Source organism: Comamonas sp. HJ-2 (genome assembly GCF_053615495.1).
Map to the genome: position 1 here is coordinate 44,857 of NZ_JBSIFD010000024.1, position 24,360 is coordinate 69,216.

At 61.1% G+C, this 24,360-nt stretch carries 35 protein-coding genes; 1 reads left to right on the forward strand and 34 read right to left on the reverse strand.

The features are described from left to right. Positions 1-24: 24 nt before the first annotated feature. The 34 genes from ACWGXF_RS18910 to ACWGXF_RS19075 form a co-directional block, all read right to left on the reverse strand. Positions 25-4,554 (reverse strand): pyocin knob domain-containing S74 family peptidase, encoded by a 4,530-nt coding sequence (locus ACWGXF_RS18910; protein ID WP_452102302.1) that lies wholly within the window; start codon positions 4,552-4,554, stop codon positions 25-27. Positions 4,555-4,568: 14 nt separating this feature from the next. Beyond that, positions 4,569-5,003 (reverse strand): hypothetical protein, encoded by a 435-nt coding sequence (locus ACWGXF_RS18915; RefSeq protein WP_452102303.1) that lies wholly within the window; start codon positions 5,001-5,003, stop codon positions 4,569-4,571. Between the two features lie 390 nt (positions 5,004-5,393). Then, a complete protein-coding gene (locus ACWGXF_RS18920; RefSeq protein ID WP_452102304.1) occupies positions 5,394-5,552 on the reverse strand; it encodes a hypothetical protein in 159 nt (52 codons plus the stop codon). A gap of 38 nt (positions 5,553-5,590) precedes the next feature. Next, positions 5,591-6,394 carry a hypothetical protein gene (locus ACWGXF_RS18925; RefSeq protein ID WP_452102305.1) on the reverse strand — a complete coding sequence of 268 codons (804 nt, stop codon included), beginning with the start codon at positions 6,392-6,394 and terminating at the stop codon, positions 5,591-5,593. Between the two features lie 13 nt (positions 6,395-6,407). Continuing rightward, on the reverse strand, positions 6,408-6,530 hold the full coding sequence (locus tag ACWGXF_RS18930; protein ID WP_452102306.1) for a hypothetical protein: 123 nt from the start codon (positions 6,528-6,530) through the stop codon (positions 6,408-6,410). A gap of 2 nt (positions 6,531-6,532) precedes the next feature. Beyond that, positions 6,533-7,450, reverse strand: coding sequence for a hypothetical protein (locus ACWGXF_RS18935; protein WP_452102307.1), 918 nt, complete (start codon positions 7,448-7,450; stop codon positions 6,533-6,535). Then, entirely contained in the window at positions 7,447-7,680 is a 234-nt protein-coding gene (locus ACWGXF_RS18940; protein WP_452102308.1) for a hypothetical protein, read from the reverse strand. The genes ACWGXF_RS18935 and ACWGXF_RS18940 overlap by 4 nt, the downstream gene beginning before the upstream one ends. Beyond that, the gene (locus ACWGXF_RS18945; protein ID WP_452102309.1) at positions 7,664-7,981 is read right to left on the reverse strand and encodes a hypothetical protein; all 318 of its coding nucleotides are present in this window, start codon (positions 7,979-7,981) and stop codon (positions 7,664-7,666) included. The genes ACWGXF_RS18940 and ACWGXF_RS18945 overlap by 17 nt, the downstream gene beginning before the upstream one ends. Then, positions 7,978-8,250: a hypothetical protein gene (locus ACWGXF_RS18950; protein WP_452102310.1), complete on the reverse strand. Its 273-nt coding sequence runs from the start codon at positions 8,248-8,250 to the stop codon at positions 7,978-7,980. The genes ACWGXF_RS18945 and ACWGXF_RS18950 overlap by 4 nt, the downstream gene beginning before the upstream one ends. Then, on the reverse strand, positions 8,247-8,435 hold the full coding sequence (locus ACWGXF_RS18955) for a hypothetical protein (protein WP_452102311.1): 189 nt from the start codon (positions 8,433-8,435) through the stop codon (positions 8,247-8,249). The genes ACWGXF_RS18950 and ACWGXF_RS18955 overlap by 4 nt, the downstream gene beginning before the upstream one ends. Then, positions 8,428-9,135, reverse strand: a complete 708-nt coding sequence (locus tag ACWGXF_RS18960; protein ID WP_452102312.1) for a hypothetical protein — start codon at positions 9,133-9,135, stop codon at positions 8,428-8,430. Before ACWGXF_RS18960 ends, ACWGXF_RS18955 begins: the two co-directional genes overlap by 8 nt. Beyond that, positions 9,128-9,958, reverse strand: coding sequence for a hypothetical protein (locus tag ACWGXF_RS18965; protein ID WP_452102313.1), 831 nt, complete (start codon positions 9,956-9,958; stop codon positions 9,128-9,130). The genes ACWGXF_RS18960 and ACWGXF_RS18965 overlap by 8 nt, the downstream gene beginning before the upstream one ends. Continuing rightward, positions 9,955-10,170: a hypothetical protein gene (locus tag ACWGXF_RS18970; protein ID WP_452102314.1), complete on the reverse strand. Its 216-nt coding sequence runs from the start codon at positions 10,168-10,170 to the stop codon at positions 9,955-9,957. The genes ACWGXF_RS18965 and ACWGXF_RS18970 overlap by 4 nt, the downstream gene beginning before the upstream one ends. After that, positions 10,167-10,397: a hypothetical protein gene (locus ACWGXF_RS18975; protein ID WP_452102315.1), complete on the reverse strand. Its 231-nt coding sequence runs from the start codon at positions 10,395-10,397 to the stop codon at positions 10,167-10,169. The genes ACWGXF_RS18970 and ACWGXF_RS18975 overlap by 4 nt, the downstream gene beginning before the upstream one ends. Then, complete coding sequence (locus ACWGXF_RS18980) at positions 10,390-11,052, reverse strand: hypothetical protein (protein ID WP_452102316.1); 663 nt, start codon at positions 11,050-11,052, stop codon at positions 10,390-10,392. Before ACWGXF_RS18980 ends, ACWGXF_RS18975 begins: the two co-directional genes overlap by 8 nt. A 186-nt stretch (positions 11,053-11,238) precedes the next feature. Then, positions 11,239-11,949: a hypothetical protein gene (locus ACWGXF_RS18985; RefSeq protein WP_452102317.1), complete on the reverse strand. Its 711-nt coding sequence runs from the start codon at positions 11,947-11,949 to the stop codon at positions 11,239-11,241. 27 nt (positions 11,950-11,976) lie between these two features. Continuing rightward, positions 11,977-12,540, reverse strand: a complete 564-nt coding sequence (locus ACWGXF_RS18990) for a hypothetical protein (protein WP_452102318.1) — start codon at positions 12,538-12,540, stop codon at positions 11,977-11,979. Continuing rightward, complete coding sequence (locus tag ACWGXF_RS18995; RefSeq protein ID WP_452102319.1) at positions 12,537-12,860, reverse strand: hypothetical protein; 324 nt, start codon at positions 12,858-12,860, stop codon at positions 12,537-12,539. Before ACWGXF_RS18995 ends, ACWGXF_RS18990 begins: the two co-directional genes overlap by 4 nt. Beyond that, complete coding sequence (locus ACWGXF_RS19000; RefSeq protein ID WP_452102320.1) at positions 12,860-13,357, reverse strand: helix-turn-helix domain-containing protein; 498 nt, start codon at positions 13,355-13,357, stop codon at positions 12,860-12,862. The genes ACWGXF_RS18995 and ACWGXF_RS19000 overlap by 1 nt, the downstream gene beginning before the upstream one ends. Then, a complete protein-coding gene (locus ACWGXF_RS19005) occupies positions 13,354-13,983 on the reverse strand; it encodes a hypothetical protein (protein ID WP_452102321.1) in 630 nt (209 codons plus the stop codon). Before ACWGXF_RS19005 ends, ACWGXF_RS19000 begins: the two co-directional genes overlap by 4 nt. A 424-nt stretch (positions 13,984-14,407) precedes the next feature. After that, on the reverse strand, positions 14,408-16,000 hold the full coding sequence (locus ACWGXF_RS19010; protein ID WP_452102322.1) for a hypothetical protein: 1,593 nt from the start codon (positions 15,998-16,000) through the stop codon (positions 14,408-14,410). Further along, positions 16,000-16,761: a hypothetical protein gene (locus tag ACWGXF_RS19015; RefSeq protein ID WP_452102323.1), complete on the reverse strand. Its 762-nt coding sequence runs from the start codon at positions 16,759-16,761 to the stop codon at positions 16,000-16,002. The genes ACWGXF_RS19010 and ACWGXF_RS19015 overlap by 1 nt, the downstream gene beginning before the upstream one ends. 148 nt (positions 16,762-16,909) lie before the next feature. Further along, positions 16,910-17,668, reverse strand: a complete 759-nt coding sequence (locus ACWGXF_RS19020; RefSeq protein WP_452102324.1) for a Rha family transcriptional regulator — start codon at positions 17,666-17,668, stop codon at positions 16,910-16,912. Further along, positions 17,665-17,916, reverse strand: a complete 252-nt coding sequence (locus tag ACWGXF_RS19025; RefSeq protein WP_452102325.1) for a hypothetical protein — start codon at positions 17,914-17,916, stop codon at positions 17,665-17,667. Before ACWGXF_RS19025 ends, ACWGXF_RS19020 begins: the two co-directional genes overlap by 4 nt. Further along, entirely contained in the window at positions 17,916-18,476 is a 561-nt protein-coding gene (locus tag ACWGXF_RS19030; RefSeq protein WP_452102326.1) for a nuclease domain-containing protein, read from the reverse strand. The genes ACWGXF_RS19025 and ACWGXF_RS19030 overlap by 1 nt, the downstream gene beginning before the upstream one ends. Beyond that, a complete protein-coding gene (locus ACWGXF_RS19035; protein WP_452102327.1) occupies positions 18,473-19,051 on the reverse strand; it encodes a hypothetical protein in 579 nt (192 codons plus the stop codon). Before ACWGXF_RS19035 ends, ACWGXF_RS19030 begins: the two co-directional genes overlap by 4 nt. Continuing rightward, on the reverse strand, positions 18,990-19,547 hold the full coding sequence (locus ACWGXF_RS19040; protein ID WP_452102328.1) for a hypothetical protein: 558 nt from the start codon (positions 19,545-19,547) through the stop codon (positions 18,990-18,992). Before ACWGXF_RS19040 ends, ACWGXF_RS19035 begins: the two co-directional genes overlap by 62 nt. Then, positions 19,544-20,161 (reverse strand): hypothetical protein, encoded by a 618-nt coding sequence (locus ACWGXF_RS19045; protein WP_452102329.1) that lies wholly within the window; start codon positions 20,159-20,161, stop codon positions 19,544-19,546. The genes ACWGXF_RS19040 and ACWGXF_RS19045 overlap by 4 nt, the downstream gene beginning before the upstream one ends. 3 nt (positions 20,162-20,164) lie before the next feature. Continuing rightward, positions 20,165-20,362 (reverse strand): hypothetical protein, encoded by a 198-nt coding sequence (locus ACWGXF_RS19050; RefSeq protein ID WP_452102330.1) that lies wholly within the window; start codon positions 20,360-20,362, stop codon positions 20,165-20,167. 5 nt (positions 20,363-20,367) lie between these two features. Further along, positions 20,368-21,057, reverse strand: a complete 690-nt coding sequence (locus tag ACWGXF_RS19055; RefSeq protein WP_452102331.1) for a DUF6475 domain-containing protein — start codon at positions 21,055-21,057, stop codon at positions 20,368-20,370. Next, entirely contained in the window at positions 21,054-22,124 is a 1,071-nt protein-coding gene (locus tag ACWGXF_RS19060) for a YdaU family protein (RefSeq protein WP_452102332.1), read from the reverse strand. Before ACWGXF_RS19060 ends, ACWGXF_RS19055 begins: the two co-directional genes overlap by 4 nt. Beyond that, positions 22,100-22,255, reverse strand: a complete 156-nt coding sequence (locus ACWGXF_RS19065) for a hypothetical protein (RefSeq protein WP_452102333.1) — start codon at positions 22,253-22,255, stop codon at positions 22,100-22,102. Before ACWGXF_RS19065 ends, ACWGXF_RS19060 begins: the two co-directional genes overlap by 25 nt. Positions 22,256-22,353: 98 nt before the next feature. Next, complete coding sequence (locus ACWGXF_RS19070; RefSeq protein WP_452102334.1) at positions 22,354-23,061, reverse strand: helix-turn-helix domain-containing protein; 708 nt, start codon at positions 23,059-23,061, stop codon at positions 22,354-22,356. A 58-nt stretch (positions 23,062-23,119) separates the two neighbouring features. Beyond that, on the reverse strand, positions 23,120-23,521 hold the full coding sequence (locus ACWGXF_RS19075; protein WP_452102335.1) for a hypothetical protein: 402 nt from the start codon (positions 23,519-23,521) through the stop codon (positions 23,120-23,122). A 19-nt stretch (positions 23,522-23,540) separates the two neighbouring features. Between ACWGXF_RS19075 and ACWGXF_RS19080 the strand changes: the two genes are divergently transcribed. Next, positions 23,541-24,290, forward strand: a complete 750-nt coding sequence (locus tag ACWGXF_RS19080) for a hypothetical protein (protein ID WP_452102336.1) — start codon at positions 23,541-23,543, stop codon at positions 24,288-24,290. Positions 24,291-24,360: the final 70 nt, after the last annotated feature.

Genomic DNA, 24,360 nt, shown 5'->3' on the forward strand with positions numbered 1-24,360 from the left:
ATCGCTGGGGGGCTTGGTCAGTGGTTATTGAAACTTCTTCGACTGGGCCTGCTTCAACTGGGCCACTTCGCGGCGCAGGGCCAGCAGCTGCTTTTCCAGTTCCTTGATGGCCTCGACATACAGACCAGAGAGCGCGCCGTAGTTGACGGCCAGCAACCGGCCATCAGGCAGCAACTCTTTCATGTGCTCTGGGGCTGGCAGCTCAGACACTGCCTCGGGGCAGGCAAGGCGCACTTGCTGGGCGCGCAGGCCCGCTTGGCGGCCCATCTGAATATCCAGGCGGTCGAACGTCATGCCCTCCAGCATTCGCACGCGGGTAAGGGGGTTGTCGATGCGCTTGAAATTGGCCTTGATACGGCTGTCCGAATAGGCGCCGTTGTTGCCGGTGGCCCAGAACTCGCCGCCCACGGTCACGCCGCCCGAGGTGGCCGTAATCAGCTGCGTTGCCGCGTTGGTGTTGGCGTTGATGTTGGCAGCCGTAGCAAAGGACAGAACCCACGATTCCCCGATCTGGCCAACTGCAAAGCCGTTGCCGCCAGCTGTGCGCTGGGCCATCCAGGCGTGGAAAGAGCCAGAGGTAGAGGCCCCGGTGAAGCCGATGCTGCAGCTGGTGCCACCAGTACCCGCAATCCACGAATTGCCGAAGGTCGGCAAATTGATGCGGCCTGTGAAGTTGCCGCCGTCCGTGGGCATGTAGTCGTGGCTATGGGTCGCCGGGGCCGCGCCGATTTCCCCGAGACTCCAAGAGACGTTGGCCGAGCCGTTGAACGTCTTGCCGGTACCGCCAATGGTCAGCGTGCGCGCTGTGGCCAGGGTCGTAGCCGTGCCCGCGTTGCCCGTGGTGCTTTGGTTGCCCGCCGTATTGACGCCAGGGAGGTTGATATTGGCAGTGCCGTCAAAGCTGACGCCGCCAATGGTGCGTGCAGTCGCGAGCTTTGCCACGCTTGGCTGAAGGTTGCCCTCGTGAAACAGGGCGTAGGAATTTGCGCCCATAGACCAGCCGCCGACCGACCACTTGTTATTCGTGTCAATGCCGAAGTAGCCCGCATACGAACCTGGGCGGTGAAAGGTCATGAATGCGGCATCACTTGCACCTCCGACTCCAATCACCTCCAAGTTGCTCACGCTGCCTGTAGCAGCGCCAATGGCGCCAGCAGATGCAGCAATGCCAAGTCTGCCGGTCATACGGACGCTTCCGTTGATAGGCAGGTAATCGCTATGCGTGTGGCCAGCATCAGCCGCGCCGATTTCCCCCAGCGTCCAGCTCAGAGCCGCCGTGCCGTCGAAGTTCTTGGCTGCTGCCGCGCCGATGGTCAGGGCGCGAGCTGTTGCCAGCTTGGTAGCCGTGCCCGCGTTGCCGGTGACGGACGTAGGCGCGTCAATGGTCGTGTAAATGCGAGCCCAGGCGCTCCAGGCGCTGCTATAGAAGGCGCGCTGATAGGTCTTGCGCGAGCCGGTGGCCAGATACTCGGTCAGCTCCTGAATGACGCCAGCGGCACGGTACACGCGCAAGCTGAAAGCGTTGGTCGTTGGGGAGTTGAGCAACGTAGCGGCAGAAGCGTTGGCCGACACGTAATAGACGCCCTCGGCCTGCACATTATTCAGGTCGGTCGCGTCGGCAATGACCTGAGCCTCCCACTGAATATCAATGTTGGCCGAGCCGTCGAAGTTCACGCCATTGATAAGGCGGGCCACTGCCAGGGCGGTAGCGGTCTGGGCGTTGCCGGTGGTGCTCACCGAAGCCGTGCCGCTCAGCTTGCTCGCGTCCAGGCTGGTGACGTTGAGCGCCACATTGCCCGAGCCGTTGAAGTTGACAGCAGCTGCCGTGGCCGCGCCAGTGAGCGAAAAGCTGCGAGCCGTGGCCAGGGCCGTAGCTGTCGAGGCATTTCCCACCAGGGCGCCGCGAAAGTTGGTCGCCCAAACGTCGCCGCTTACACCCAGGCCACCGGCAATGGTCTGGGCGCCCGTGGTCTTGCTGGTGGCTGGGGTCGTGTCCGTGATGTTCACGGAGCCGGTGATGTTGCCGCCTGCCTTGTCGAACTTGAGCGCCAGATTGTTTGTGACGGTCGCGGCAAAGTTGCCATCGCCGCCCAGCGCGGCTGCCAGCTCGGCCAGGGTATCCAGGGCCGCAGGGGTCGCGCCGCCCATCAGGCGGGAAATAGCGAGCTGGATTTCAGACTGCACAAAGGCCGCATTGGCGATTTGCGTGGTGCTGTTGCCCTCTGCAGGCGTGGGCGTCAGGGGTGTGCCGCTCAGCGAGGGGCTGGCCAAGGGCGCCTTGGTGGCGTCCACAATCGTGATGTTGGCCGAGCCGTCGAAGTTGACGCCGTTGATGGTGCGCGGCGTGGCCAGCTTGGTAGCGGTCGAGGCGTTGCCGGTCAGCGGGCCATTGAAGGAGCCCGCGTACACGGCTCCAGCCACGCCCAGGCCGCCAGACACGGTAAGCGCGCCGGTGGTGGTGCTGGTGCTCGCCGTGGTGTTGGTGACTTTGAGCGCGCCGCTGTGCGTCGTGGTGCCGGAAACCGTGTTGCTGCCGGTGTGCGTGTTGTTGCCCGAAAAGGTCTTGTTGCCGCCCACGGTCTGCGTGCCGGTCGTGTAGACGCCGTTAGTGACGGTCGCGGCATTGCCCGAGATATCAACCTGCGGATTGGAGCTGGTGTAGCTCTCGTCCCAGGCGCTCCAGACGGTACCGATCAGCACGCGGCTGTAAATGTGGCGGTTGGCCGAGCGCGACTCGATCAGCGTCTGGATGACGTTCGCGGCCACCGTTACCACGCTCAGCGAGAAAGCTACCGTTGTCGGGCTGCTTACGATCGTGGCCGCGTTGGAGTCGTTGAGCACGGCGAAAACGCCGGGGCTCTTGTAGTTGTTGAGGTCGGCATTGGACGGGATGGTGTCAACCGACCACTGCACGGAGATATCGGTAGAGCCATCAAAGGACGTGCCATTGATCTTGCGCGCGGTCTTGAGCTTGTTTGCGGTACCGGCATTGCCCACCGTGTCCAGGCTTGCCGTGCCGGTCAGCAGCGAAGCATCGACCGAGTTCACCTTAATGGTGATGTTCTTGGAGCCGTCAAAGTCGGCTGCCTCTGCCGTGATGCCGCCAGAAATGCCAATGGTGCGCGCCGTGGACAGGATATCTGCCTTGGCGGCGGTACCCAGAAAGCGGGAAGTCGTGTTGTTTTCGCTCTTCTTGGCCAGCTCTTCCGCGATCTTGCTGGAAGTCCAGGACAGCACATCGCTGGTGACGGTATTGTCAAAGACGCCATCGGTCAGCATCTTTTCGGCCACCATGGCCCAATGCTTCGCGCTGTACTTGCCCGCCTCTACGGCCACATTCCAGTCGCTGTCGGCCCATTTCTTGGCCGTGGCCTCGGAGTTGCTGGCCGCGTTGCGGCTGGCCAGGGCGCTCGATGCGTAGTTTGAGGCGTCGTTGGCCTTGGTGCTGGCCGTGTTGGCGTGCCCGCCCGCCGTGTCACGGTAGCCCATGGCGTTCGTCGCGCTGGCCGAGGCCTTGCCCGCCTCCGTGGCAGCCGTGGTGGCCGAGCCTGCGGCTGCAGTCGCGCTGGCCGCTGCTTCGCTGGCCTTGGTGGTCGCGGTCGTGCCCGAGTTCACCGCGCCCTGAGCATTGGTGTAGGCCGCAGAAGCGCTATTGGCCGCGTTTGTCTCGCTGGTCTTGGCGTTCGTCTCGCTGGTCTTGGCTTTTGTCTCGCTCGATGCCGCTGCTGTTGCGCTGGTGCCCGCTGCTGTTGCGCTGCCCGCCGCAGCCGTTGCGCTGGCAGCTGCAGCAGACGCCTTGGTGGTGGCCAAGTCGGCCTGCTGTTTGGCCGCGATCTGGCTGTTACCGGCCTCGGTCGCGCTCGTGGCCGACGACTGCACAGCGGCTGCAGCGGCCTTGGCCGAGTTGCTGGCCGCCGTCGCGCTGATTGCCGCCGCCTCTTCGGATGCCCCTGCAGCGTCGGCAGCCTCAATGGCTTGGGTCGCTTTGCCCACCGCCGTGCCCGCAGAGGTTGCCGCCTGCGTGGCCGAGGTATTGGCGCTGGTGGCGCTTGAGCCCGCGCTTGTCGCGCTGTTGGCCGCATTGGTTGCCGACTGGGCCGCCGCCGTTTTAGACGCGGCTGCATTGGTTTCAGAGGTCTTGGCGTTGGTTTCCGAGGTCTTGGCCGCCGTCTTTGCACTCTCTGCAGCAGTTTTGGCCGCCTCGGCTGCCGCTTGCGCCGCGCGCGCGTTGGCCAGGATGCCGTCTGCCAGGGTGTTGACCCGGTTATTCAGGTCGGCCAGCACCACATCGGCGCGACTGTTCACCGAAGTGGTCAGGTTGGCCAGCAGCGTATCGCCCTGCTTATTCAGGTTGGTGGTGATGGTGGCAATGATCTGGTTGGCAACCTCTTGGTTGCGGTCTTCCAGGTCACGAATCACCTTCGCCAGCGTCTTGACGCGCCCGCCGTCTGTTTGGACGGTCGCGTCAGGAGAGCCATGCACAATCAAATGCGCAATGGCCATATCGTCCGAAAACGTCTTGATCTTCGCGTTAATGGATGCAGAAGTCGCCATGGGTTCTTTCTCGGTTACAGATAACCCGGCGTTGGCAGCGTTACGTGCAGCAGGTAGTGCAAGCCGTTGGCGATATCGACATTCACAAGGTCGATAAGCTCGGGCTCGGGCGAAAGTGCAAGACCATCCTCAGAGCCTTCCGGCGCGTAGGAGTCTCCCCCGTTGTCCACTTCCACCAGCTCGCCTGAAATGTCGAACGCGATCACCTTGGTTTGGTGGTCGGCGTCGTATGCGTACACGTTGATTGCGTCTGACGATGCGCCCAAGAGGATTGGCACGTCTTGGCGGCACTTGGCCACCAGACCGTCAGCCAGACCCGCCGCCATGGGGGTTTGCAGCAGGCTCTTGGTATCTGACCCATAGCTAGAGCCAAGGTAGCCGTTAACGGGCGTACCTAGCCAGTGCTCAGTCATATTCGCTACATCGCGCGCAGTAATCCGGGTTGTCATGCGCGGGATAGTCCGAGCCCGCGTGGCCCCCTCTGGGGCCGTCTTTCCCGAATCGTTGAATTGCGGCAGTAGCTGGCGTCCCAGCGACATTACCGCCTATAGAAACCTCGTTCGCGGCCCTTCTGGTGCCCAAAGCGCGGCAGCTCCACCGGCTTTCAGTCCAGCCCCAAGGCGAAAGCACGCGCACGCACGCATGCGAGGCTGCCAGAATGTGCGATCGTCCCCTCCGTTCGCAAATCTGCCCATCTTTTCTCAAGAGTCCGGGGGTGAGAGTCCAGGGGCCCACTGCCTCTCAGCCTCTTGGCCCTCCCCGGCCTGCACGCCCTCTGCTGCTTCCAGCCATAAAAAAAGGGAGAGCATCAGCCCTCCCCTGTGTGGTGGTGGTCGCCTCTACTGCAGCAAGGCCCATTGCCCTATGGCCGCCTTCACGTCTTGGGGCTGGCCAGGGAACCTATCAAGCAGCTGGGCCCTCAGTTTGTCCAGCGTCTGCACTGGTTGGGTGTCTGCCAGATTGAGCGCCGCGTCCACGATTTCTTCCACTGTTGCCATTACTCCCCCCTGTGTCTCGCCCTCTACTGTCCCCTGTGTCATTGGATGCCTCCGTTGGAGTCAAGCGAGGCCGTCGCGGCGTTTCGTACCTGTGACTTTTGACCGCCAGGGGTTGGCCAGCCTTGCGGCGCGGCGCAGGCCTCCAGCTCATAGCGCCAAACCAGCTGCTCTTCGTCCCACTGGCCGCCAGTCATCAGCCATAGGCGCTTGAAGGCTTGCACCGGGTCAGCGTCCCAGTCTGCCCAGGCCCAGCCCAGGTTATCGGAGCCGGGCAGGCCGTCCAGGTCAGGCAGGCCGTGCTTGTAGGTTCGCCCGCCGTCCTTGGAGAGCATGGCCATGCCTTCCTTGGCAACCTCTTCGGGGGTGATGGCCGTCAGGTACTCAATGCGCACGCTCTTGACCATGAAGAAGAGGCGGCAGGCCTCCTTCGGCATATGGAGATTGGGTTTCCATTTCTCTCCCAGGCGGTTGCGGCCCTCCCAGTCGGCAGCGCGGTAGGTGAATGGGCCGTCCTTGTCGGTCGCGGCGCTCATTGCATGGGTATGGTGGGCCCATGTCTCGCGCACCCAGACAATGCCGCCGTCTGTGCCGTAGGGCGCGGGCGCGGCGAAAGACTCGTGCGATTCATCCAGGCGGTCGCGGCGCTTGTCCCACACGACAAAGGTATGGTCAGCCATCACACCTTGGCCAAGCTGCTCGATGGGGAAGCCACCGCCCAGCAGGCGATAGATGGTGTCCAAGGCCTTGCCCTGCACGGGGCGGCGCGTCACGGTCTTGTCTCCAGCGTCCAGGGCGAACACCATGGACGGATTGAAAAGAATGGGCTTTGCTTTTCTGGTCATTTCGGCGTCTCTCTCACTGTTTATCAGCGTCTAGCGCTATCAAGTTTTCATGGGTTATCAGCTGCTCGATGCAGATTCCCAGCAGCGGCGCCACCACGGCAGCCACCGCCAGGAACCCCCACAGATGGGGGTCCATGCTCACGCGCCCTTGATGTGGGCCAGGATGGCTGCGCGGGCGATATCGGCCACTCGATCACCATCCTCTGCAATGCCCCAGAAGTCTTCGCGGCCCATGGTGCCCACGTCCCAGGCGCTCCACACCCGCATGCAGTCGTAGGCGCCACTGCCCAAGGCCTCGGCCACGGCGTCAATGACCGGCTCGGGCAGTTCATCCCCAGGCGGCGCGATGATCTGGGCGCGCAGGATGCCCGCAGGCACGGGCATGCGCTCAAGGAACTCGCACCAGTCCTCGGCACTCCAGCCCTCCAGGTGCTGCAGGACGCGGCATTCAAAGTCCGCCTCATACCGTTCGGCGTTTTCTGCCTGCACCTTGGCGGCCTCCTTCGCGGCGTCGTCGTACAGCGCGTCGATTTCGTCGGTGATGCAGTCCAGGTGCGGCCTCACGACACGGCGCTCATGGTCGGCCTGCTCGGCGTAGCCACCGGCGCCGATGCTGTCTATCTGCTGCTGCACCGCTGCATGCAGGGCATCACGGCCTACCACGGGCTGCAGCACCACGCCGCCGCAGGTAATGGCGTTCGCCAGCGCATAGGCGTCTGCGGCCTTGTCACCGGCCACGAAAACCACGATGCGGCTTTGGCTCTCGTCATTACCACGGGTCAGGGTGAAACGGGATTCGCAGCCGTCAAGGTAGGTTGCGCTGATGCCGTCATTCATGCGCCAGGGCGTCTTGTCCTCCATCGCGGCCTTCACGGACTCCAGCTCAGCTTCGGCACGCATGGCGCGCAGCAGCGTTTCACTCAGCACATCGGCAGTGTCGCCAGGACATTCCCGAGATACGCCGATCTGCACGCCAGGAAAGACATTGACCATTCCGCTGTTTTGGCCTTGAAGATGGGCGATATGCGCCCGGACTTGCTCATTGCTGTAACTCATCGCCTCACCTCACACACACTCAAAATCAATACTCGGTCGGGGCTGACGCGGGTGGCATTGGCAACCCACTTTCCCAGGCCCATGAAACCGTCATAGCTCAGCCAGGGCGTGGCCCCAACAAGGTGACGGCTCAGCTGGTAATCGCCCTCGTCGTCCAGCAGCAAGGCAATCACGGCGTATTCACGCTTGACGCCCAGCGCGCGGGCCAGAGCCTTAATCAGCCGCTTCATGGGTCTGGCCCTCCTGCTGATTGGCCTTGGCCATGAAGTGATCGTGCAAATCCTTGCGGAAATGGAATACCCGGCGCACGCGGTTATGGCCACTGCCGTGCTCTGTGAGATAGCCATGGGTCGCGGCGCGGCGAAGCGTGGTCATGGCCGAGGTGTAGGGCATGCCCTTGAACATGGTGGCCGTCAGCTCCAAGCGGTTCTTGCTGGCCTGAATGGCGGCCTGCTGCTTGATGGCCAGGGGCAGCATCAGCAAGCCCCAGCCGGTACGGTCGCCCTTGGGCGGCAGGGGAATGAGGCTCATATCGTCCCGGCCTCAATCTTCTGTTTCAGGATGCGCACCTTCGCGCGCATGTCCTTGCGGCGCTGGTGAGAGTTGCCGGACGCATGAGTCCAGGTGTGGTACTCAATGAAGCCCTTGGGGTCACAGGCGGGGCAGGGAATGTCCCCGCCGCTGTGCAGCAAGGAACTTCCAGGCGTTGCGCAGCTGTCCAAGTCCCACAGCTCGCCGTCAATGCAGATGGCGTCGGGGTAGGTGGCGCCGAAGTGGCTGCCGGTGTATCCACAGCTCATGGCTTTCCCCCCTTGCGCTGCACGTCAGCCAGCTTCACGCGCGGCTTTTGCTTCACGTTGGTGCGGGCGGCCTGCAGGGTTTCGTGATAGTGGAAGTTGTCGCAGAACTCATGATTCCAGACCGATCGCTTGCGGATACCCAGGCCGCGCACCACTTCAAACACGTCCATTTGGTACTCACGCATTGGCTGGCTCCTGCTCTGCAGCTGCGATATCGCGGTCGAGCGCTTCCTTGTCGGCGGGCTCAAAGTACGTGCAATTCAGGTAGCCCGCGTGCGCGGCGCGCATCAGCAGCGCATAAGGCACGTCTGTTTCGTTGCAGTCGTCAAATTCCGCGATGGCGCGCTTTACTTCCAGCAGCTCGGCATGCGTCAGCGCGTCCCGCCCAGCCAGATAGCCATTTGCCGCATTGGCCACTGCATCACGAATGCGCGTCAGCTTCTTCATGAGCGCATCGGGGCGGCCAATGGCGGTATCAACTGCATTGGCTTCGCGCCACACGTCCTCCAGGTCTTCATAAAGCTGCGACACGCTGTACGCCTGATCTGCGCGCACATAGCCTACTGGCGGCATATGCAGCATGGCCATGGCGGCCACAGCGTCCAGGTCAGAGCGATAAGCCACCATGAGACTGAAAACCGGCTGCTCTCCGCTGTCGTCTTGCATAACGGTCGCCAAGAGGGCGCGGGGCGGCTGATGCGGCATGGCCGAGTTTGTCAGGCACTGCACCGCACGCAGGCCGGACAAGGCGCGCTCAAACTGGTTGCCATGGGCGCCCAGGCTCACATGCGCCATGACTGTGCTCATGGCTTGGGCTGCCGCGTCGATGCGGTCGCTGACGGGGCTGGGGATAGGAATGCCCAGGCGGGCAGATTGATTACTCATGGCTTGCTGCCTCCTGTGCTGCTTCGCGGGCCATGGCTGCCTTTTCGGCGGCAATCTTGGCGTCGATGGATTTGGTGAGGTGCTCGGCCACGCTGCCGCGCATGAGGTTTTCAGGCATTTCCACGTTCTTGCCGGTAATCGCGTAGATGGGATTGCCCAGCACCGTGAGGCCGCAGACAACCTGCTCAACCATGCGCCAGCGCTCGGCATCGCGCACTTGCTTGACGCGCTCGCCCAGCTCGGCAGGCTTGCTCTCCAGCAAGGGCAGGCCCTTGGCTGTGCGGTAGCAGTTTTCAGAGCAATAGGCTTTGTCTGACGACTGGATGTTGCCGGGGCGGCCACAGGGGCAAGCGGGGGCGGGGTTGGAGCGGTTGGCGTCAAACCATGCCTGCGCCTCTTTACCCCAGGGCTCGTCTTCATCAGGGATGTGGCCAGGGCCGCAGAGGGTGTTGTGAATCCAGCCCATAGCCTCTTCTGCGCCCGCGCCATGCTGCCACTCAATCCAGGCGGCCTGCATTGCCGTCACCGTGTCATGGTGGTACGTGCCCATTTCGTCCAGCAGCTTTTTCAGGCCAAAAGAGACAGTGCCCTCAAATGGCTTGCTGGCCAGCGCAGCGCGCACCAGCTCCAGGCCCAGCGTTTCAGAGCTTTTGAACTGGCCAAAGGGTTTGGGGTGGCCATCGCGGCCCGTGGCCACTTCCAGGGCGGCTTCGGCCTCCAGCAGCGCGGCGCGGCTCTGTTCCTCAAGTTGGGAATAGCAGCGCTCGCAGGCCTTGCAACCCGAGCCCAGGCGGATATCGCCCTTGCACATGACTTTGTTCATTTGGTGTCCTTCTTCGCTGCTTCCAGGTAGCGCAGCTTCCATCGGGGGTGAAACGGGTGTGAATGCTTGTGGCCGTCCAGGCGTATGCGCAAACGCGCGCCATCGCTGCCGGTGATAACGCCCTGCTCGGGCTGGCCGCAGCCGGTGTACTCAACGCGCCCGCCTCTCATGGCAGGCACGCCGTACATGCGCCGTACTTGGGCCATGCTCATGAGCCGACCTCGCCCATGCTGTCGAGGGGGCCCGTGCAACCTTCCTCGGGCGCATCGACTTCATAGAGGTAGAGGCCGGTTCGGCCATCCTCTGCAATGTCTCCAGGCAGGCGCACAAGGCCGATTTCTGGCCAGCTTTCAGGCTCGCCCATGTCCTTGAGCACAGCAAACAGGCCGCGCAGCTCGCCAGGGGTCAGGATGGTTTCGGGCTCGATGCGCTTATTCATCGTCGGCCTCGCTCTTGTGCAGAGTGGGGCAGCAGGGGTGGTGCTGGGCATCAGTGCAGAGAGGCATACCGCAGCGGGCCATGCCCATTTGCTGCGCGCTCTTGGCCACGCTGACGGCCATCACATCAGTGCCGTAGCGGCCCGCCTGCTCGCTGCCATCAGCCCAGCGCACAAAATGGCGGCTGTACTTGGGCGCAAAGACCACATAGGCGCCCTGCTCGGCCAGCCATTCAGCATCGGGCACGGCCTTTTCCGTCTCGGCGGCGTTGAGAGCATTGGCCACTGCAAAAATCACCGAATCCGGCAGCTTGTTCGCCACGCGGTAATCCCCCAGCTTTGCGATGCTCCTGCGAGCGCTGCGCAGCTCCATTGCATATTGGGCGTCTGCAGTGAAGGGCTGAATGCTGCGAGAGCTGTAGTAATAGCCGCTACTGGCGCCCACCGCAGCGCCGGTATCGCGGCGATAGCGCGTATTGCTGCCCTGCAGAACAATTTGCGTCTTGGTCAAGCGCTCCACAACGGAAACCGAGCCGACCTCTCCGTCCCAGGAACTGCTGTTCATTGGGACGAATACCCTGTCGCCTACTTTGAGCGCTTCCAGCCAGTCTGCGCGCGTCTTCTTTTCGCGCTCTTCGCGCTTCCAATGGTCACTCATGCTGCTTCTCCGTGTCTGTGTTTGAAGGGGGCTCTAGGCCGGTGTTGTCGCAGTGCTCGCAGTAGTCGGCAGGCTCTATATCGTTGATTCGCCTGCTATAACATTCAGAGCATTCGTGCTCTGTGTAGCATTCGTAGAGCGTCGTCAGCTGGCCCAGAAGGAAGTCGATAAGCCGCAGCTGCGCGCTCATGCGCTCGTTACGCTGCGGTTGGTGCTGGTGTCTTCGGCTGCCAGCGGCATCAAGACGGCCCGGTATTCCTCGGGGGTCTTGCAGTGGGCGATCAGCTTGGCCAAGCGGGCTGGGTTGAATGAGGCCTCACGAATCCAGAAGCGAAAGCAGGCGCCGTCTTCTGAGTCGTCCTTGGCAAAGCCGCTCTTGTAGGCATCCTGCGCGGCCAGTACCACGGCATGAGAGCTGACGCCGGTACCGAACACCGTGGCACCCACGCGGGCGTTCTTCTCCAGCTTGGGATACTGCGCACGCTCCAGCTCGGCGGCGGTCTTGGGCCTTGTCCACTGAAAGAAGCGCTCAGGCCACTTGCGGTAGGGCTGGGGAACGGGCAGCACGGGGCTACAGGTATAGCGCTTCATTTCGCGCCACACGCCAATCGAATTGGGCACGACAAGGCCAGGACTAGAGAAAATCCGCTCGCCGGTCTTGAAGTAGGGTTGCTCGATGCCGAAGGAATCGGCAACCTCCAGGGGAATCGCCACCGTTGTCACGCCGTCATTGAGGCCGTTGGCCATCATGTCGGACGTGGAGTAACGGCCTGCTTGACCCAGCACACGGGTGTAGCCGCGCTGCTCAGGCATCCACCAGACGATAAATTCCTCGTCCTTGCTGGTGTGGCTCAGACTTGCCACATAAAAAACTTCTTCTTTCGCTTGATCGGTCATGGTCTTTAGCTCTTGTATTGATAGCGGTTAATTGAAAGAAATTCGCCCGTCCATGAGGGCGTTTTTCACGGCGTTGAACTCTTCGCAATAGGCTTGGCTGAACACGTACACGCGCAGGGGCTCGTCAAAGCCAAACTTGTTTTTGTCAATGAAGAGCTGCGCGGCCTCGGGCGTGAAATGCGCGCTCACGAATGACCAGCTGTAGCGGTACCCCACTACCTCCACTTCGCGGCGCTCCAGCAGGTCGGCGGCGGATTCGTGATCGAGGTCGATGAAGGCCTTGCCGTGCAGGTTGCGGGCCGAGCTGTCCAGCAGGCGGCGGCGCTCTTCGTCGCAGCTCTCATAGAACTGGGCAATGGAGTCGTAGGCCTTGCCGCTGGCCACAACGCCCCAATGCTGGGCGTAGCCTTCTGTGAGGCCCCAGGTCGTTACCCGGCGCTGCACCAGAAACAAGGCATTGGCGGTGCAGTGGGCAGCAACACCAGAGCCCTCGCAGCTCTCCCAAAGGCGGTTTTTGAAGTCGGCAAAGTTTTGCTTTGTGAGGTGGCCAGTGCGGGCCAGCTCGGGGGCGGGGGTGGCAAATGTGCTCATGTGGCTTTCTCCATGCAGACAAACCAAGCGATGGGCGAGCCGAGGCAGCCGTTCACGGCTTGCACGCCCTTGATGCGAACGGGATAGGGCTTTCCGTCCGGGGTGACAGCCTCGCGGCGATCGCCACGGCGATAGCTCTTGGGCTCAATACGGCAAGCTGCAGATTCAGGGCCGCTCTTAAACGAGGGCAGCAGCTTGTATGCGCGCCCCATGTAGACAAAATCGGCGGTCTGCTCATTGGCGGCAAAGGGCATGCGCATAGACACGTAACCGCCCGCGTCCATGGCCATCGCATGCATGTTTTTCAGTTGAATCGTCATCACTCTTGCCCTCCGATGGGCTCTAGTCCGGCCTCAATGGCGCGGCATGCAAGCCCAAGCAAGCGCGTCAGGCGCACGGGCTGCTTTGTGTTTCGGGTCAAACCGCTTTCCCACTCGCAGTAGGTGCGGCGGCTCACGCCCAGCTCTTCGGCGGCCCGCGTCAGCGAGAGGCCCTGTGCCATGCGCCAGCGGCGCAGGCGGGAAGGCGTCATGCAATGGCTTGCGCCAGCTGTGCGAACGGCCACCAGGGCGGCCAATGCCGCCGTCGCCTTGCCCTGCCCCGCTGCCTCGGACGCAAGCGCATTCAGCTCTTGCATCCAGCTCGACAGCGACAGGCTGGATGTGCGCGCGATTCGCAGCTCAGGCAGCACCAGGGCGCGCATATCGCCATGGAAGACAAAGGCATGAACCTTGCGCCCATCGTTGCGCTGCAGGCGGGCCGAAATGCCCCGGCGCTGCAGCTCACGATTGACGGCGCGCACAGTGGTGGTGCTCACGCAATGGCCTCAGTCTCAGCAGATTCAGGTTTGCACTTTCCGCAGCCCTTGCATCCTTGGTGGCCAAGGTTGGCTTGGCTGGCTTGCTGACCTTGGTGGGCTTGGTCGCCTTGGCCATCCGTAGACGATTGATTTTCTTGAGAATTCATCGACTCGGCGGCGCGCTTCAAAGTGCATTTAATGCATTCGCACTGGCGATTTTTTGCCTCTTCTTGCTCTTGCTTAATGGCAGCAAAAACGTCCGGGTGATGTGTCTTGACGTACTCCCTTGCGCGGGAGCGGAAACCATCAATGGAGCGCAGCGCTTGCTCCAGCTGGTTGCTGGCACTGCGCACCAGTTCAAGAGATTGGTCAATGGTCTGGCTCAGGTCTGCATTCAGCGCTTCATCGCCGTATTCAGGCTCTGCGCCCTTGCTGGCCAGGAGAGCACTACGGGCCAGGAGGACTTCGCGGAAGCTGCTATCCGCCATCTTTGCCGCCTGCACCAACAAATGACGGCGCACAGTCGCCTCGGGCGACTTCAAGACTTCGGCCAGGGAGGTGAGCAGCATTCCGCTCAGTCGGCCTTCTACGGCATCACCCATGAAGCCGTTTTGGGGGGTGTTGATGGTTTCGGAGGTTTGCATGGTCATTTGTTACCTTGGGTTCATCCCGTGTCACTGCGACACCAGGAATGGGAACAAATGTAGCATCTTTGTTACCGCACTAATTATCTCCAGGTGATTTTAAATATGCATTGACGCGAGAGAGATAGGCGATCTACAGGGGTAAGCCTATAGAAAACAATGGGATAGGTAACAAATGCGCCGTAACAATTGAGATAACAAAATATAACAATAACCTTCTGCGGCGCTAGGATTTGTTTCTGTCTTTTTGTGCGCCGTCAAAGCTCCGCAATTGCAGCGGATTTGGCGTTGAGGCTGCGCGCAGGCCTCGCAAGTGTTTGATTTTCAAGAGCAAGCAGCCCTTATCATTCGCCCTGCAACTGGTTTGTGAGAGAGTTTGCGAAGTGTCAGAAAAAGGGGGCGGCTTAAAAACCGCTCCCTTTTTTTATGCCTCGGCCTCTACCGCGTCCAGGTCGCCAAGCGCATCATCCAGCGAGTCGGAGAGCCCTTTCAGCGTCTCTTCCTTGGCCTTGGCGTTCGTGCCTGTGTTGCGGTCTGCCGGGATGTAGTTGCAGCCCTCAAGGAAAGCGAAGCTCAAGCAGTCGATCAAGTCTGGCGATTTCAGACCTTCTTCGCGCATCTTTTCCTTGGCCATCATCACGTAGCGCAGGCCGCCCGACTCTGTGAAGTGATAGGGCAAGCGAGAGCCCTGAGACAGAATCTCTTCCTTCACCTTCTTTTCCAGGCCCTGCGGCAGCAGCACGCGGCCTTGGCGCACCGCGTCACGGAATCGCACCATCGCACAGGCGCGCAGATTGAAATAGCGCTCCTTGAATTCCTTCTTGAAGCAAGGTTGGCCCCAGTTGATGCGCTCGACCTGCCCGCCCGCCTTTTCGATCAGCTTGCAGACCGAGTGGCCAACGCCGCCCGCGTCAACGTACAGCGTGGCATTGCTCAACTTCCCAACGATGCTCTGCAGGTCGCCCGCAAAATCAATCTCGTCCTTGGCATTGCTCTTGATCGGGATTTCCAGGAACTCGACCCGGCGCGCATCCTCGCCCTGGTCTTCATTGCCGATGATCTTGGCCACGATGCACACAGAGTCATCGCGGTATTCGCCCATGGCCACGTCAGCCAAAACAACCAGGCCGTAAGGCTCGTCATCGTCAATGAGTTTGCGGGGCTTGAATGCCCTCTCCAGCTCGTCACGATTCAGCAGGTTATTGGCGCTGTTGTCTGCGAACTGGCCACGGCAGCGAATGCGGTATTCAATACTGTCTCGACCGCCTGATTCAAAGGCTCGGGCCTTCAACCATGCCGTTGTCGTGAACGGGCTTGCCTCGCTGGAAAAGCAGAGGTTGGCCCACTGCCCGCCTGCCGCGCGGCGCAGCGAGTGATGCGAGTCATAGAAGCGGCCCGAATTGCGGGCGCCCTGAGAGGCCATCAGCGTGCGGTTCCCGGCCTGGGTCTGGGTGCCGTCGATCACGTTGAAATGGTCGTCCGGCACGCCTGCGGCTTCGTCAATGATGACCAGCTGCCAATAGCGGTGCTTACCGGCCACGCCGATAGCCTGCCCCTTGGCCAAGGCGATCTGACTGATAAACCATTGGTTTTCGTAGCCCAGTACGTAAACCTTGGTCTTGGTGATCTTGAAATACTGGCATATCCAGGCGTACTCGCCATTCTGGATAGCCTGCAGCGTGTCGCTCATTTCTTTCCACACGCCGTCCGCCACCTGGGATACCAAGGGCGCCCCAATGTAGGTGTTGGAGCCTATCTCTACCTTGTTGTCATAGACGGCCAGAGGAAAGCAGAGCAAGTGCCACAAGGCAATGCGCCCAAAGGTGGCCGTCTTGCCCGTGCCGGTACCGGAAACCACGGAGACGCGGGCCACCGGGTCGGTGATTTCCTCCAGCAGTAGCACTTGGTCTTCACTGGGCACCATGCCGCAAACCTGCACGGCAAAGCGCAAGGCGCTGCCAGAGAATTGCTCGACAAACTGCTCATAGCGCGGGTCTTGGAAGATGTTTTTAGGCATCAGTCACCAGTCATGCCCAATGCCTCGCGCTCGGCCTTCACGGCGGCTTGTCGGGCGAGCGATTGCTGCATGCGCTCGAAGAAGCGGGCATTTGCCGTCTCCACGTCCATCGCGGTCGCCTCTACCGTGACCTCTACCTTTGCCTTCCACTGATCGGGGCGGCGGTTGTTGAGCCAATACTGCTGCGCGAACGTGTCCGGCTCGACAAACTTCTCATAGGGCGTCTGCACAATGTCGCTAAGGCCCTTGCCCACGCCCACAGTGCGAATGTCCAGGGCCTCATAGCGAAAGCCCACGGCGTTATTGAATAGGGCATTGACCACGCGGTTATCTGCGCGCTGCTTGCCCAGCATCAGGGCTTCCCTGAATTCCGGGTGAGCCTGCTTCCATCGGTTGATCGTGCGCACCGACACGTCAAACTCGCGCGCAAGGTCTTCATCGGTAAGACCAGCAACGCCGCACACCAGCTCTGCAGTCTTGGCAAAGATTGGGTCATACAAGGACGGGCGGCCCGCCTTCACGCCCTTCTCTTCCCGGTCAAGCTCTTCAACGGGCGCAGCTTGGGCCTTGGCGGTCGTTGCCGCCCTCTGTACGGGCTGGCGCACCGATTTGGCAGCAGGCTTGCGCGCTGGCTTGGTGGCGGGCTTGGTGGCGGGCTTGGCGGCAGGCTTGGGGGCCTTCCTGGTCGTGGCGGTCTTGGCGGGTCGCGGCGGCGCCTTGGCGGCGGCCTGCTTGGTAGGCTTTGCAGCTTTGTCGTTCATGGTGGCGCTCTCTTGAGCCCGACCATGCACGCCCGTGGCCGCCCCCATCGGCCCTTCTTTCCCAAAAAGAAGCCACCGGCCATTTCTGGCGCGGTGGCAAATATTGCGTCTGGGCAAGCGGGCTGTTCCGTCAAGCAGCCCGCAAGTGCTATTTGACAGGGGGCGGTAGGGCCTTGCTCGGGTGTTTTTCCAAAAACGGAGCGCCTTTGCGCTTTTCGACCAGGACAGCCAATCTGGCCAGCCCTCGCGGGGTCAGTTTCACGCTGCTGACGTGCTTTTCCCGGCTCTCCAGGTAGCGCAGCTCATGGATGACGTGTCCGCTCTCCAGGCGATGCGCGTAGCCCTGCAGGCGGCGCTTGCCGTCCCTGTAGAGCCAGCGCATGCCATCGCTCAGCAGCCAGTCGATCAATGCCCGCTCGCTGACCCCCAGCAGCTTTGCGGCGTCACGCAAGGTATGCGCCCCACCCTCCCCGGCCAGTCTGGCCAAGGCCTGCGCCTGGGGCTTGACCTGCAGCAGCTCGCACTTGGCCAGCTGCTCTGCCTCCTTCGCGTTGGCCCATGCCCGCGCGGCGGCCACCGGGTCGGAAAAGTCCGGCAGCTGGGGGGCGGCCTGGGCGAGCTGCCCCTGCTCCAGCTCGGCCCAGCGCTTGACCACTGCATGCCGCAGAGGCACGTTGTAGCCGGTGATAAGCGTCATCGTCAGCTCGCGCGTAAGGGCGAACTCTTCATAGCTGCGGGAGTTTTGGGGGTCTATCCATTCTTGGATATACCCCCCGGCCTCAATGCCCAGCGCCCCAAACATCATTCGGCAGTCGCGCATGACGTGCATGTGCTTTTTGCCGGTCAACCCCGCAATCTCTCGGCTGGTCATTGTGGTGGCCACAGTGGCCACAGTTGCTGCGCTCATGCTCTTCGCTTGGCCCTCGCTGCAAAGACAGAACCAACGGCCTCCAGGGCGTAGACGGCGCCGATGAAGCAGAAGCCGGACACCGAGAGCGCGAGCATCACCACGGCCACAATCAGCATCAGGACGCCCCAGACCATGGCCACCACCCCGAGCACCAGGGCGATGGCCAGAAGGCCTGCTGCCACCGGGCCATGGGAGCCCAGCACCGGGCCCGCCACAAAGTCATAGACTGCATTTAGGAGATCCATCACTTCACCTCTTCCAGATATGCCCGACCTGCGGGCGTACCTTCCAGTCCATCCAGAGCCCAGCGCGCCGCCAAACGAAACTTGGGGGGCTCTTTCGGGTCGTTAGAAATGCGGCGCCACTCCGCTATCTGCTTGCGCATCGCGCTATCAAAAACGGGGCGCTTGTGGGCTCCAGGCGCCGAGCCTTGGTCTAGCCATGTGTGGCAGGCGCTGCAGCCCCACACTGAGAAAAAGTCGTGAGCCTTGAGCCCGGCCCCTTTGCCGTGAACTGACCAGTTGGAATGGCAGGCCACAGTCGTGCTGCTGTCGTGGGGGTCGAACTTCTCCAGGTCAAGCAGGCAAGGGCGGCCCTTGGCCATGTCCAGCAGAGCCCGGTTGCGCTGCTCGCCGTCCTTCTTCACTGCAGCATTTGCCGCATCACAGCGGGCATATACAGCTGGCTTGGCCAGGGGCTTGATCTCCTTCGGCGGCTTTTCGCCCCTTAACTGCTCCTGATTTGGTAGCGTTTTTCGCTTGAAGCCCGTTCGCTTGAGGGCTGTTTTGCGTGCAAGGGTGCTCATTCCCCCATCTCCCCCAGAAGCTGATTCATGTAGTTCATTGCCTCCAAGGGCGTCATGTTTGGCCACAGCACGGGGGCGCCACGGTCGCTGCGCAGGAACTCCAGCGCGCGGTCGTGAAACTCGCGCATTTCCACCTCTTCGGTTTCCTTGAAGCTGGTGCTGCGCGTTATCAGGGTCAGGCGGCCATTCGCATCGTTGCCCCAGTCGCACCAGCCCGCGCCCACCTTGAGCCATTCCCGAAAGCCCAGCTCAAAATCGGTGAAGTTCTCCTGCGCCTCATAAATCAGCCGCTCAATGCGCATGTGGCGGCAGTGAAAGGCTGGAATGCGCTCGATGCGGGGTTTGACCTTGGCTATCTCGCCTGGGGCCATTTCCAGCAGCAGGCGCCACATCCGGCGCCACGCCTTCTGATCGGCCTCATTGAGCCCGTCCACCATTTCAAAAATCATGCGGCGAGCCCCGGCCAGCTCCACTTCGGTCAGCGCGCGGCATTCACGGCGCACAAGGGTTATGTCAGTCATGGACAACCCCGCTGAATCGGGCCAGTAGCGCGGCATCGGCGTAGGCTTGGCCATGAACTTTGGTCAAGCGAAGCTCTTTCCACTGCGGCCACAGCTCGATAGCACGGCCCCGGCTCACGTCCTTGGCGTCTCGTGCCGCCTTGGCCAAGCGTGCCCTGTACGCGGCAAGCTCGGCCTCTGTTGCGTCAACACGCACGCCCTCGATCGCCTTCCTTACCATGGTGCGAGCGCCCTTCTTCCAGGCCATGGGCGACACCTCAGTAAGAGGCATGCTCAGGGTCTGCACTACGCCTTGCACTACGCCGACCGCCCGCCCAAAGGTATGCGCTGCCACGGCGCCGTCTTTGTTGGTCGCGTGAACTTCCTCCAGCACAACATGCGCGTCATCCCAGCAGCGCAGGCGCTCGGCCAGCGCCGCGCCGTCAACGCGATTGCCTAAGCGGTGCTTGAACACCGGCATAACGAAAGCGTCCAGGACAACCCAGCCCTTACCCAAAACCACAATGGCGCCGGTCAGGCCTGGGTCAATGCCAATGATGATGCTGCTCATGCTGCGGCTCCTCCTGCCTGCATGGCTGCCTCACGGGCCTGGGCGTTTTGCTCCAGCTCCTGCGCAAGCTGCTTGATCTGCGGGCGCGTCCACTGACGGCGGGTATTCATCAGCAGCTGATTGCCTGCAACGCCGAGATTGGCGAATTCGCGCTCTGTCAGCTCACAAGCAAAATCGGCAAAGTCATTGACGCATTCACGCATGCTGCCGATGTATTTGGGGTCAGGCGTGTAAGGCTGGCCAGCATTCATCGCCTCCGAAATGCGCATGCACTCCACGCCGGAATTAGCGATCTTGTCGTCCTCATCCTCGGCCCAAGACTTGCGCACCATCATGTGCAGGCTCAGAAGAAAGTTATTGACCACGCCCAAGTCGGCAAAGCTGCAGCACTTGCCTTCAATGCGGGCAATGGCGGCAAACAGCGCGTCTTGCAGGTTCTTGACCTGCTGCGTATCAATCTTGCGAGTGGGCGATGCCAGCAGCGCATGCGTGGTGGTCGCCGCGTACTGAATGGGGCTCATGACGGCGCGCGTGCGCCGACCCGGCTGACGACTGGCCTTCTTCTTGGCGGCCTTTTGCTGGGCTTTGGTCTGGGTTCCTTTTTTGTTGGCCATGTCTTACTCGCTATCGTTTGCTGCAGGAAATCGGGTCAATGCCGCTTGGGTGAGGGCAAGGTCTGAGGCCAGCACGGCACGCTGGGCTCTGGCTTGTCGGGCGGTCGCTGTGTCGCGGCCCGCGATCGCGCGGTGCTCTACCGCGCAGAGGTACTGGGTCTGCTGCTGCAGCTGGCCCATCACCTCGCAGATTTGGCTCAAGGGGTTCATTGCTTTTTGGGGGGAAGAGCTGGCAGGGCGTCAATGACGCGGTTCTGAGCGCCTTGCTTCATGAGGCGCAGGACGTTGGATGCAGAGAGCAGGCGCGGGCCATGGCCATCAGCGGCGATACCGTTGGCAATCACCAGCTGGCAGGCCTGGGGGTTGCCCACCAGCTCCACGGGCGGCGGTTTCAGCCCGCGCATCGCATAGCTGTCGTCAGAAGAGCGCTCGCCCCCCAGCAATGGGGGGTAGTTGAAAGTCTTCACGGCGCAGTAGGCCGAATAGGTCTTGGTGAAGCGGGCCTGCACCATGCCCAGCTCATTCAAGGGCGTGCGGCACACCTTTGGCCAGCCTCCCATGTCGCTGATAACGGCGTGAATCACGGCGTCGTCAAAGGCAACATCCTTCCAGGCGCCGATATGGCGCATGGCGGTGGCCACCTTGCCCCATGCAACCGCGCTGCGGTCGCTGGCCGTGCCTTCCAGCAGGCGCACTATGTCGGACAGTCGGGGCTCAAACTTGCCGCCTTCTGGGTCTTTCATGTGGCGCAAGAAGGCCTCTTTCACCTCGGCAAAGCCGTACTCGGCCAGACCATCCCAGAAGACTTCCTGCAGGAATTCGCTGGTGTCCTTGCGGTAGTAGTCCATGACGCCATTCAGCAGCTTGGCGAATGGGCGAATGTCTTGTGCGTTCATGCTTCGTCTCCCCAACGGCCTTGTTCCATGGCCCTCATTTCCGCCTCTTTCCGGGCTGCCCAGTCTTCCGAAACGGAGTCGTTGTGCGCCTCCAGCTGGGCTTGACGCTGCGTGACGGGCGTATAGCCAGAAAAGCCCTGTTGTGTGCGGCTGCTGGTCAGCAGGTTCTTGCAAACCTGGGTCATGTAGCTGCGCGCCTCGGCGGGCTGCTCCACCAGACAGGCGCCGATCGCCTGAGCAACGATGGGCTTGCCGTACTTGCGGCACAGGCTGCCGATGTACGCCCCAGCCGTCGAAACCGTCATGCCGTTTTGGGCGAGATAGTCCTTGCCGCTGCGCCACATTTCCGTCATCTGCTCTTCGGTCATCACACCGGCAGGCGTAACAGTCGTTACCGCTACAGGCGCGACTAAAGCAACTGGGGCGATCAGCTCAGCTCCTGTTACTGGTGGCGTTATCGGGTCTGTCGGTAGTGCGTCTGGTGCGCCACTTGTGGCCGTATCTTTAGATACGGAATCTTTTTGGTTTTGGTTATTGGTTCTTGGTTGGTTGCTCGCTTGTTGCTCGCCCGTTGCACGAATGTCAGGCGCCTGTTGCTCGTCCGTTGAGCGCTTGTCTATCGGCGGCTGCTCGTCCGTGCTACGTCCGTTTAACGGCTGTTGAACGCCCGTTGAATTCCTTGGTTTTGCCGCAGGTTTGGCTTGTCGTTTCTCAGCCTTTTCCTTGCGCGACTTGGCAGACGCTAGGCCAGCAGCAGCGCACTTTTCGATCTTTGCGCGGTACTCGGCCAGGACAGCTTCGCAGCGCTCGTGCCTCCAGCCCGCCTCTGTCTTGATAAAGAACTCGCTCAGCACTTGGCGCAGTGCCGCAATTTCCTCTTCTGTGCGCGCGATCACCTTGCGCGCCAAGTCATGCTCAACAAGCGTTAGCGGGGCCTCTGTGTCGTAGTAAATGTCCAGCAAGTCTCGATAGATGCTGCGCTCTACCCGGTTCAAATGCCGCGTGGCATTGTTGAAATCGGCAATGTGGTGAGGGTAGTAGTTCACTGCTTTTTCTCGCTGCGCCATGTAGCGCTGCGCTTCACAAAATCCAAGAATTCATCGTGGGAGTAGCCAGACTCCAAGCTGCTGCCCCACGGCTTGCACAGCACGCCGCTGGTGCGGCCTTGTTCAATGTCGCGCTTGGCCAGCTTGCGCATGAAGGTCAAGCTAGTGCGCGTGGTCTGGTCGCTGCGAGCAAGCGACTTGAGCACTTGGCTAGGTTTGCCAAGGGCCCATGGAGAGTTTTCGGACATGCTCAGACCGTTTCATCAAACAGGTCTGAATTGGCTGCCTGGGCCTTGGCTCGATCGCGCATGCGTATGCCCGCCTCGCGGGCTGCGAGCTGGTGCCGGTTGTCCAGCTTGCGGGCCGGGACAATGGCATTCGATTCAAACGACTTTAGGACGCGCAGCAGTCGGGCGCCGCCCTTCATTTCTTGGAACTGGTCGCCAGACAAGCGCAGAAACTCATTCAAGGCGTTCACCAGTTCTTCGCCTTCATTCAGCACGCTCCGGGCAATGGCATATGCGGGCCCCTCGGCCTCCATCTGCGCCTGCAGAAAATCAATCAGCCCTTGTGTTTGGGCGCGAATCATCCCCTCGGCAGAACGGATGATGTGCAGGTTTACTTCGCTGGCCGGGTCGCGGTCTGGCTCTTCGGTGAGGCCGCACAGATAATCAAGCGAGACACGATAGACCTGCGCTGCGCGGACAAGTGTTACCAAAGGTGGCAACCGGCGTTTCAGCTCGCACAGTGACAATTGTGTGCTTGTCTTCTTGCGATATCCAAGCAGGTCGCTGGCTTCGGTCTGGGTGTACCCATTCATACTGCGAGCAGCAAGCATGCGGGCTCCGACTGTTTTTGTCAGGTCGGCGCGCACCATTCGATGCGCCAAAGTATTTGTGCCTTTGTCACGCTCCAGGTTTGCACCTGTCACCAAAGAATCCATGGAAATAACGGTCATTGTGATGTTTTGTTAATTAAATTAACGCAACATTTGTTGCGCGCGGCCCTTATTCAATTCATACTCGGGAGGCCTTCAAATAACTTTCGTTGTTCGCTGGTAAAGCCTTTACGTCAACTCCCGCCATATGTTTGTTAACTTCTTTGTTCACAGGGCCAGACGTGCCGCGCAGCACATCCCAGCGCACGTAGTCGCAAAGCTCTTCACACTTGACGCCGGAAACGGCCTCAATGCTTGGGCACACGGCAGCAGGAGCGCCCCCATCACGAACGAGCCAGTTGCGAATGCGAGAGCGCGTAATCGCCTTTTCCGGCATCAAGTGCTCATTCAAGGCGTCAATGAAGGCCGCCTGTGTTTCAAACTGACCCATCGCTTTTTGCAGCGCAATAACATTTGTTTCTGAACTCATAACGCGATAGTAACATTTGTTATCATCACAGCAACAAACTTCTAAAAACATTCTTGGAGAGGTCTTTCACATGAAGCTCGGCAAACGTCTGGCACATGCATTCACTCTTTGCGGCACGTCAGCGCCACAAGTCTCTAGGGCTACAGGCGTCCCACTTCCAACGATCAACGCCCTGCTGCGCCGCGACAGCGATAGATCGGCCTACGTACAGCAGCTGGTTGACGCGCTCAACCCGCGCCGGGTCAACATTGATTGGGTCTTGACTGGCCGAGGCGAGCCCGAGCCCGAGCCACAGCACCGCACAGGCGCTCACAACGATCTGCCCGTGAAAATGCCCGCGCAGCCAGCAATCAATAGCGCCGCCCCAGTTCAAAGCGCAGCAATGCTGCATCTGCCACGCTTGGCCGTAGCGGCCATCGGCTCGGGCGAGCGCCGCCAGTACGTCGCCGCTGCCATCGACACGCAAACCCTTGAGCTGCCCGCGTCTTGGGCCGAGTCTGTCCACGGCGCAGCTGGCCTGTGCTGGTCGCAGATGGAAGACGACAGCATGACCGGCGCTATCCCTCTGGGCGCTCGCTATGTGGTCGATACCAAGGAAAAGGCTGGAGCAGTTGGCCAGCCCAAGGCCTTGTATTCCATCGTCATGCGCAACACCGGCGTTGAGCAGGTTCGGTTCCTGCAGTGGAATGAGGACGGCACGGTAACAATCAGCGCTACAAGCGACAACGAGCGCGCCTACCGCGCACCGTCTCACGACTATCTGATGCTAGGCCGGGTGATTCTCTTTATCGCCTTCCCGGCCCTCCCTAGTAAGAGCTAACTAGGCCCACCCCCACTCACCAAACCCGCCGCCCTGGCGGGTTTTTTTTTGCCTGCTCTGTTGCTGCTAT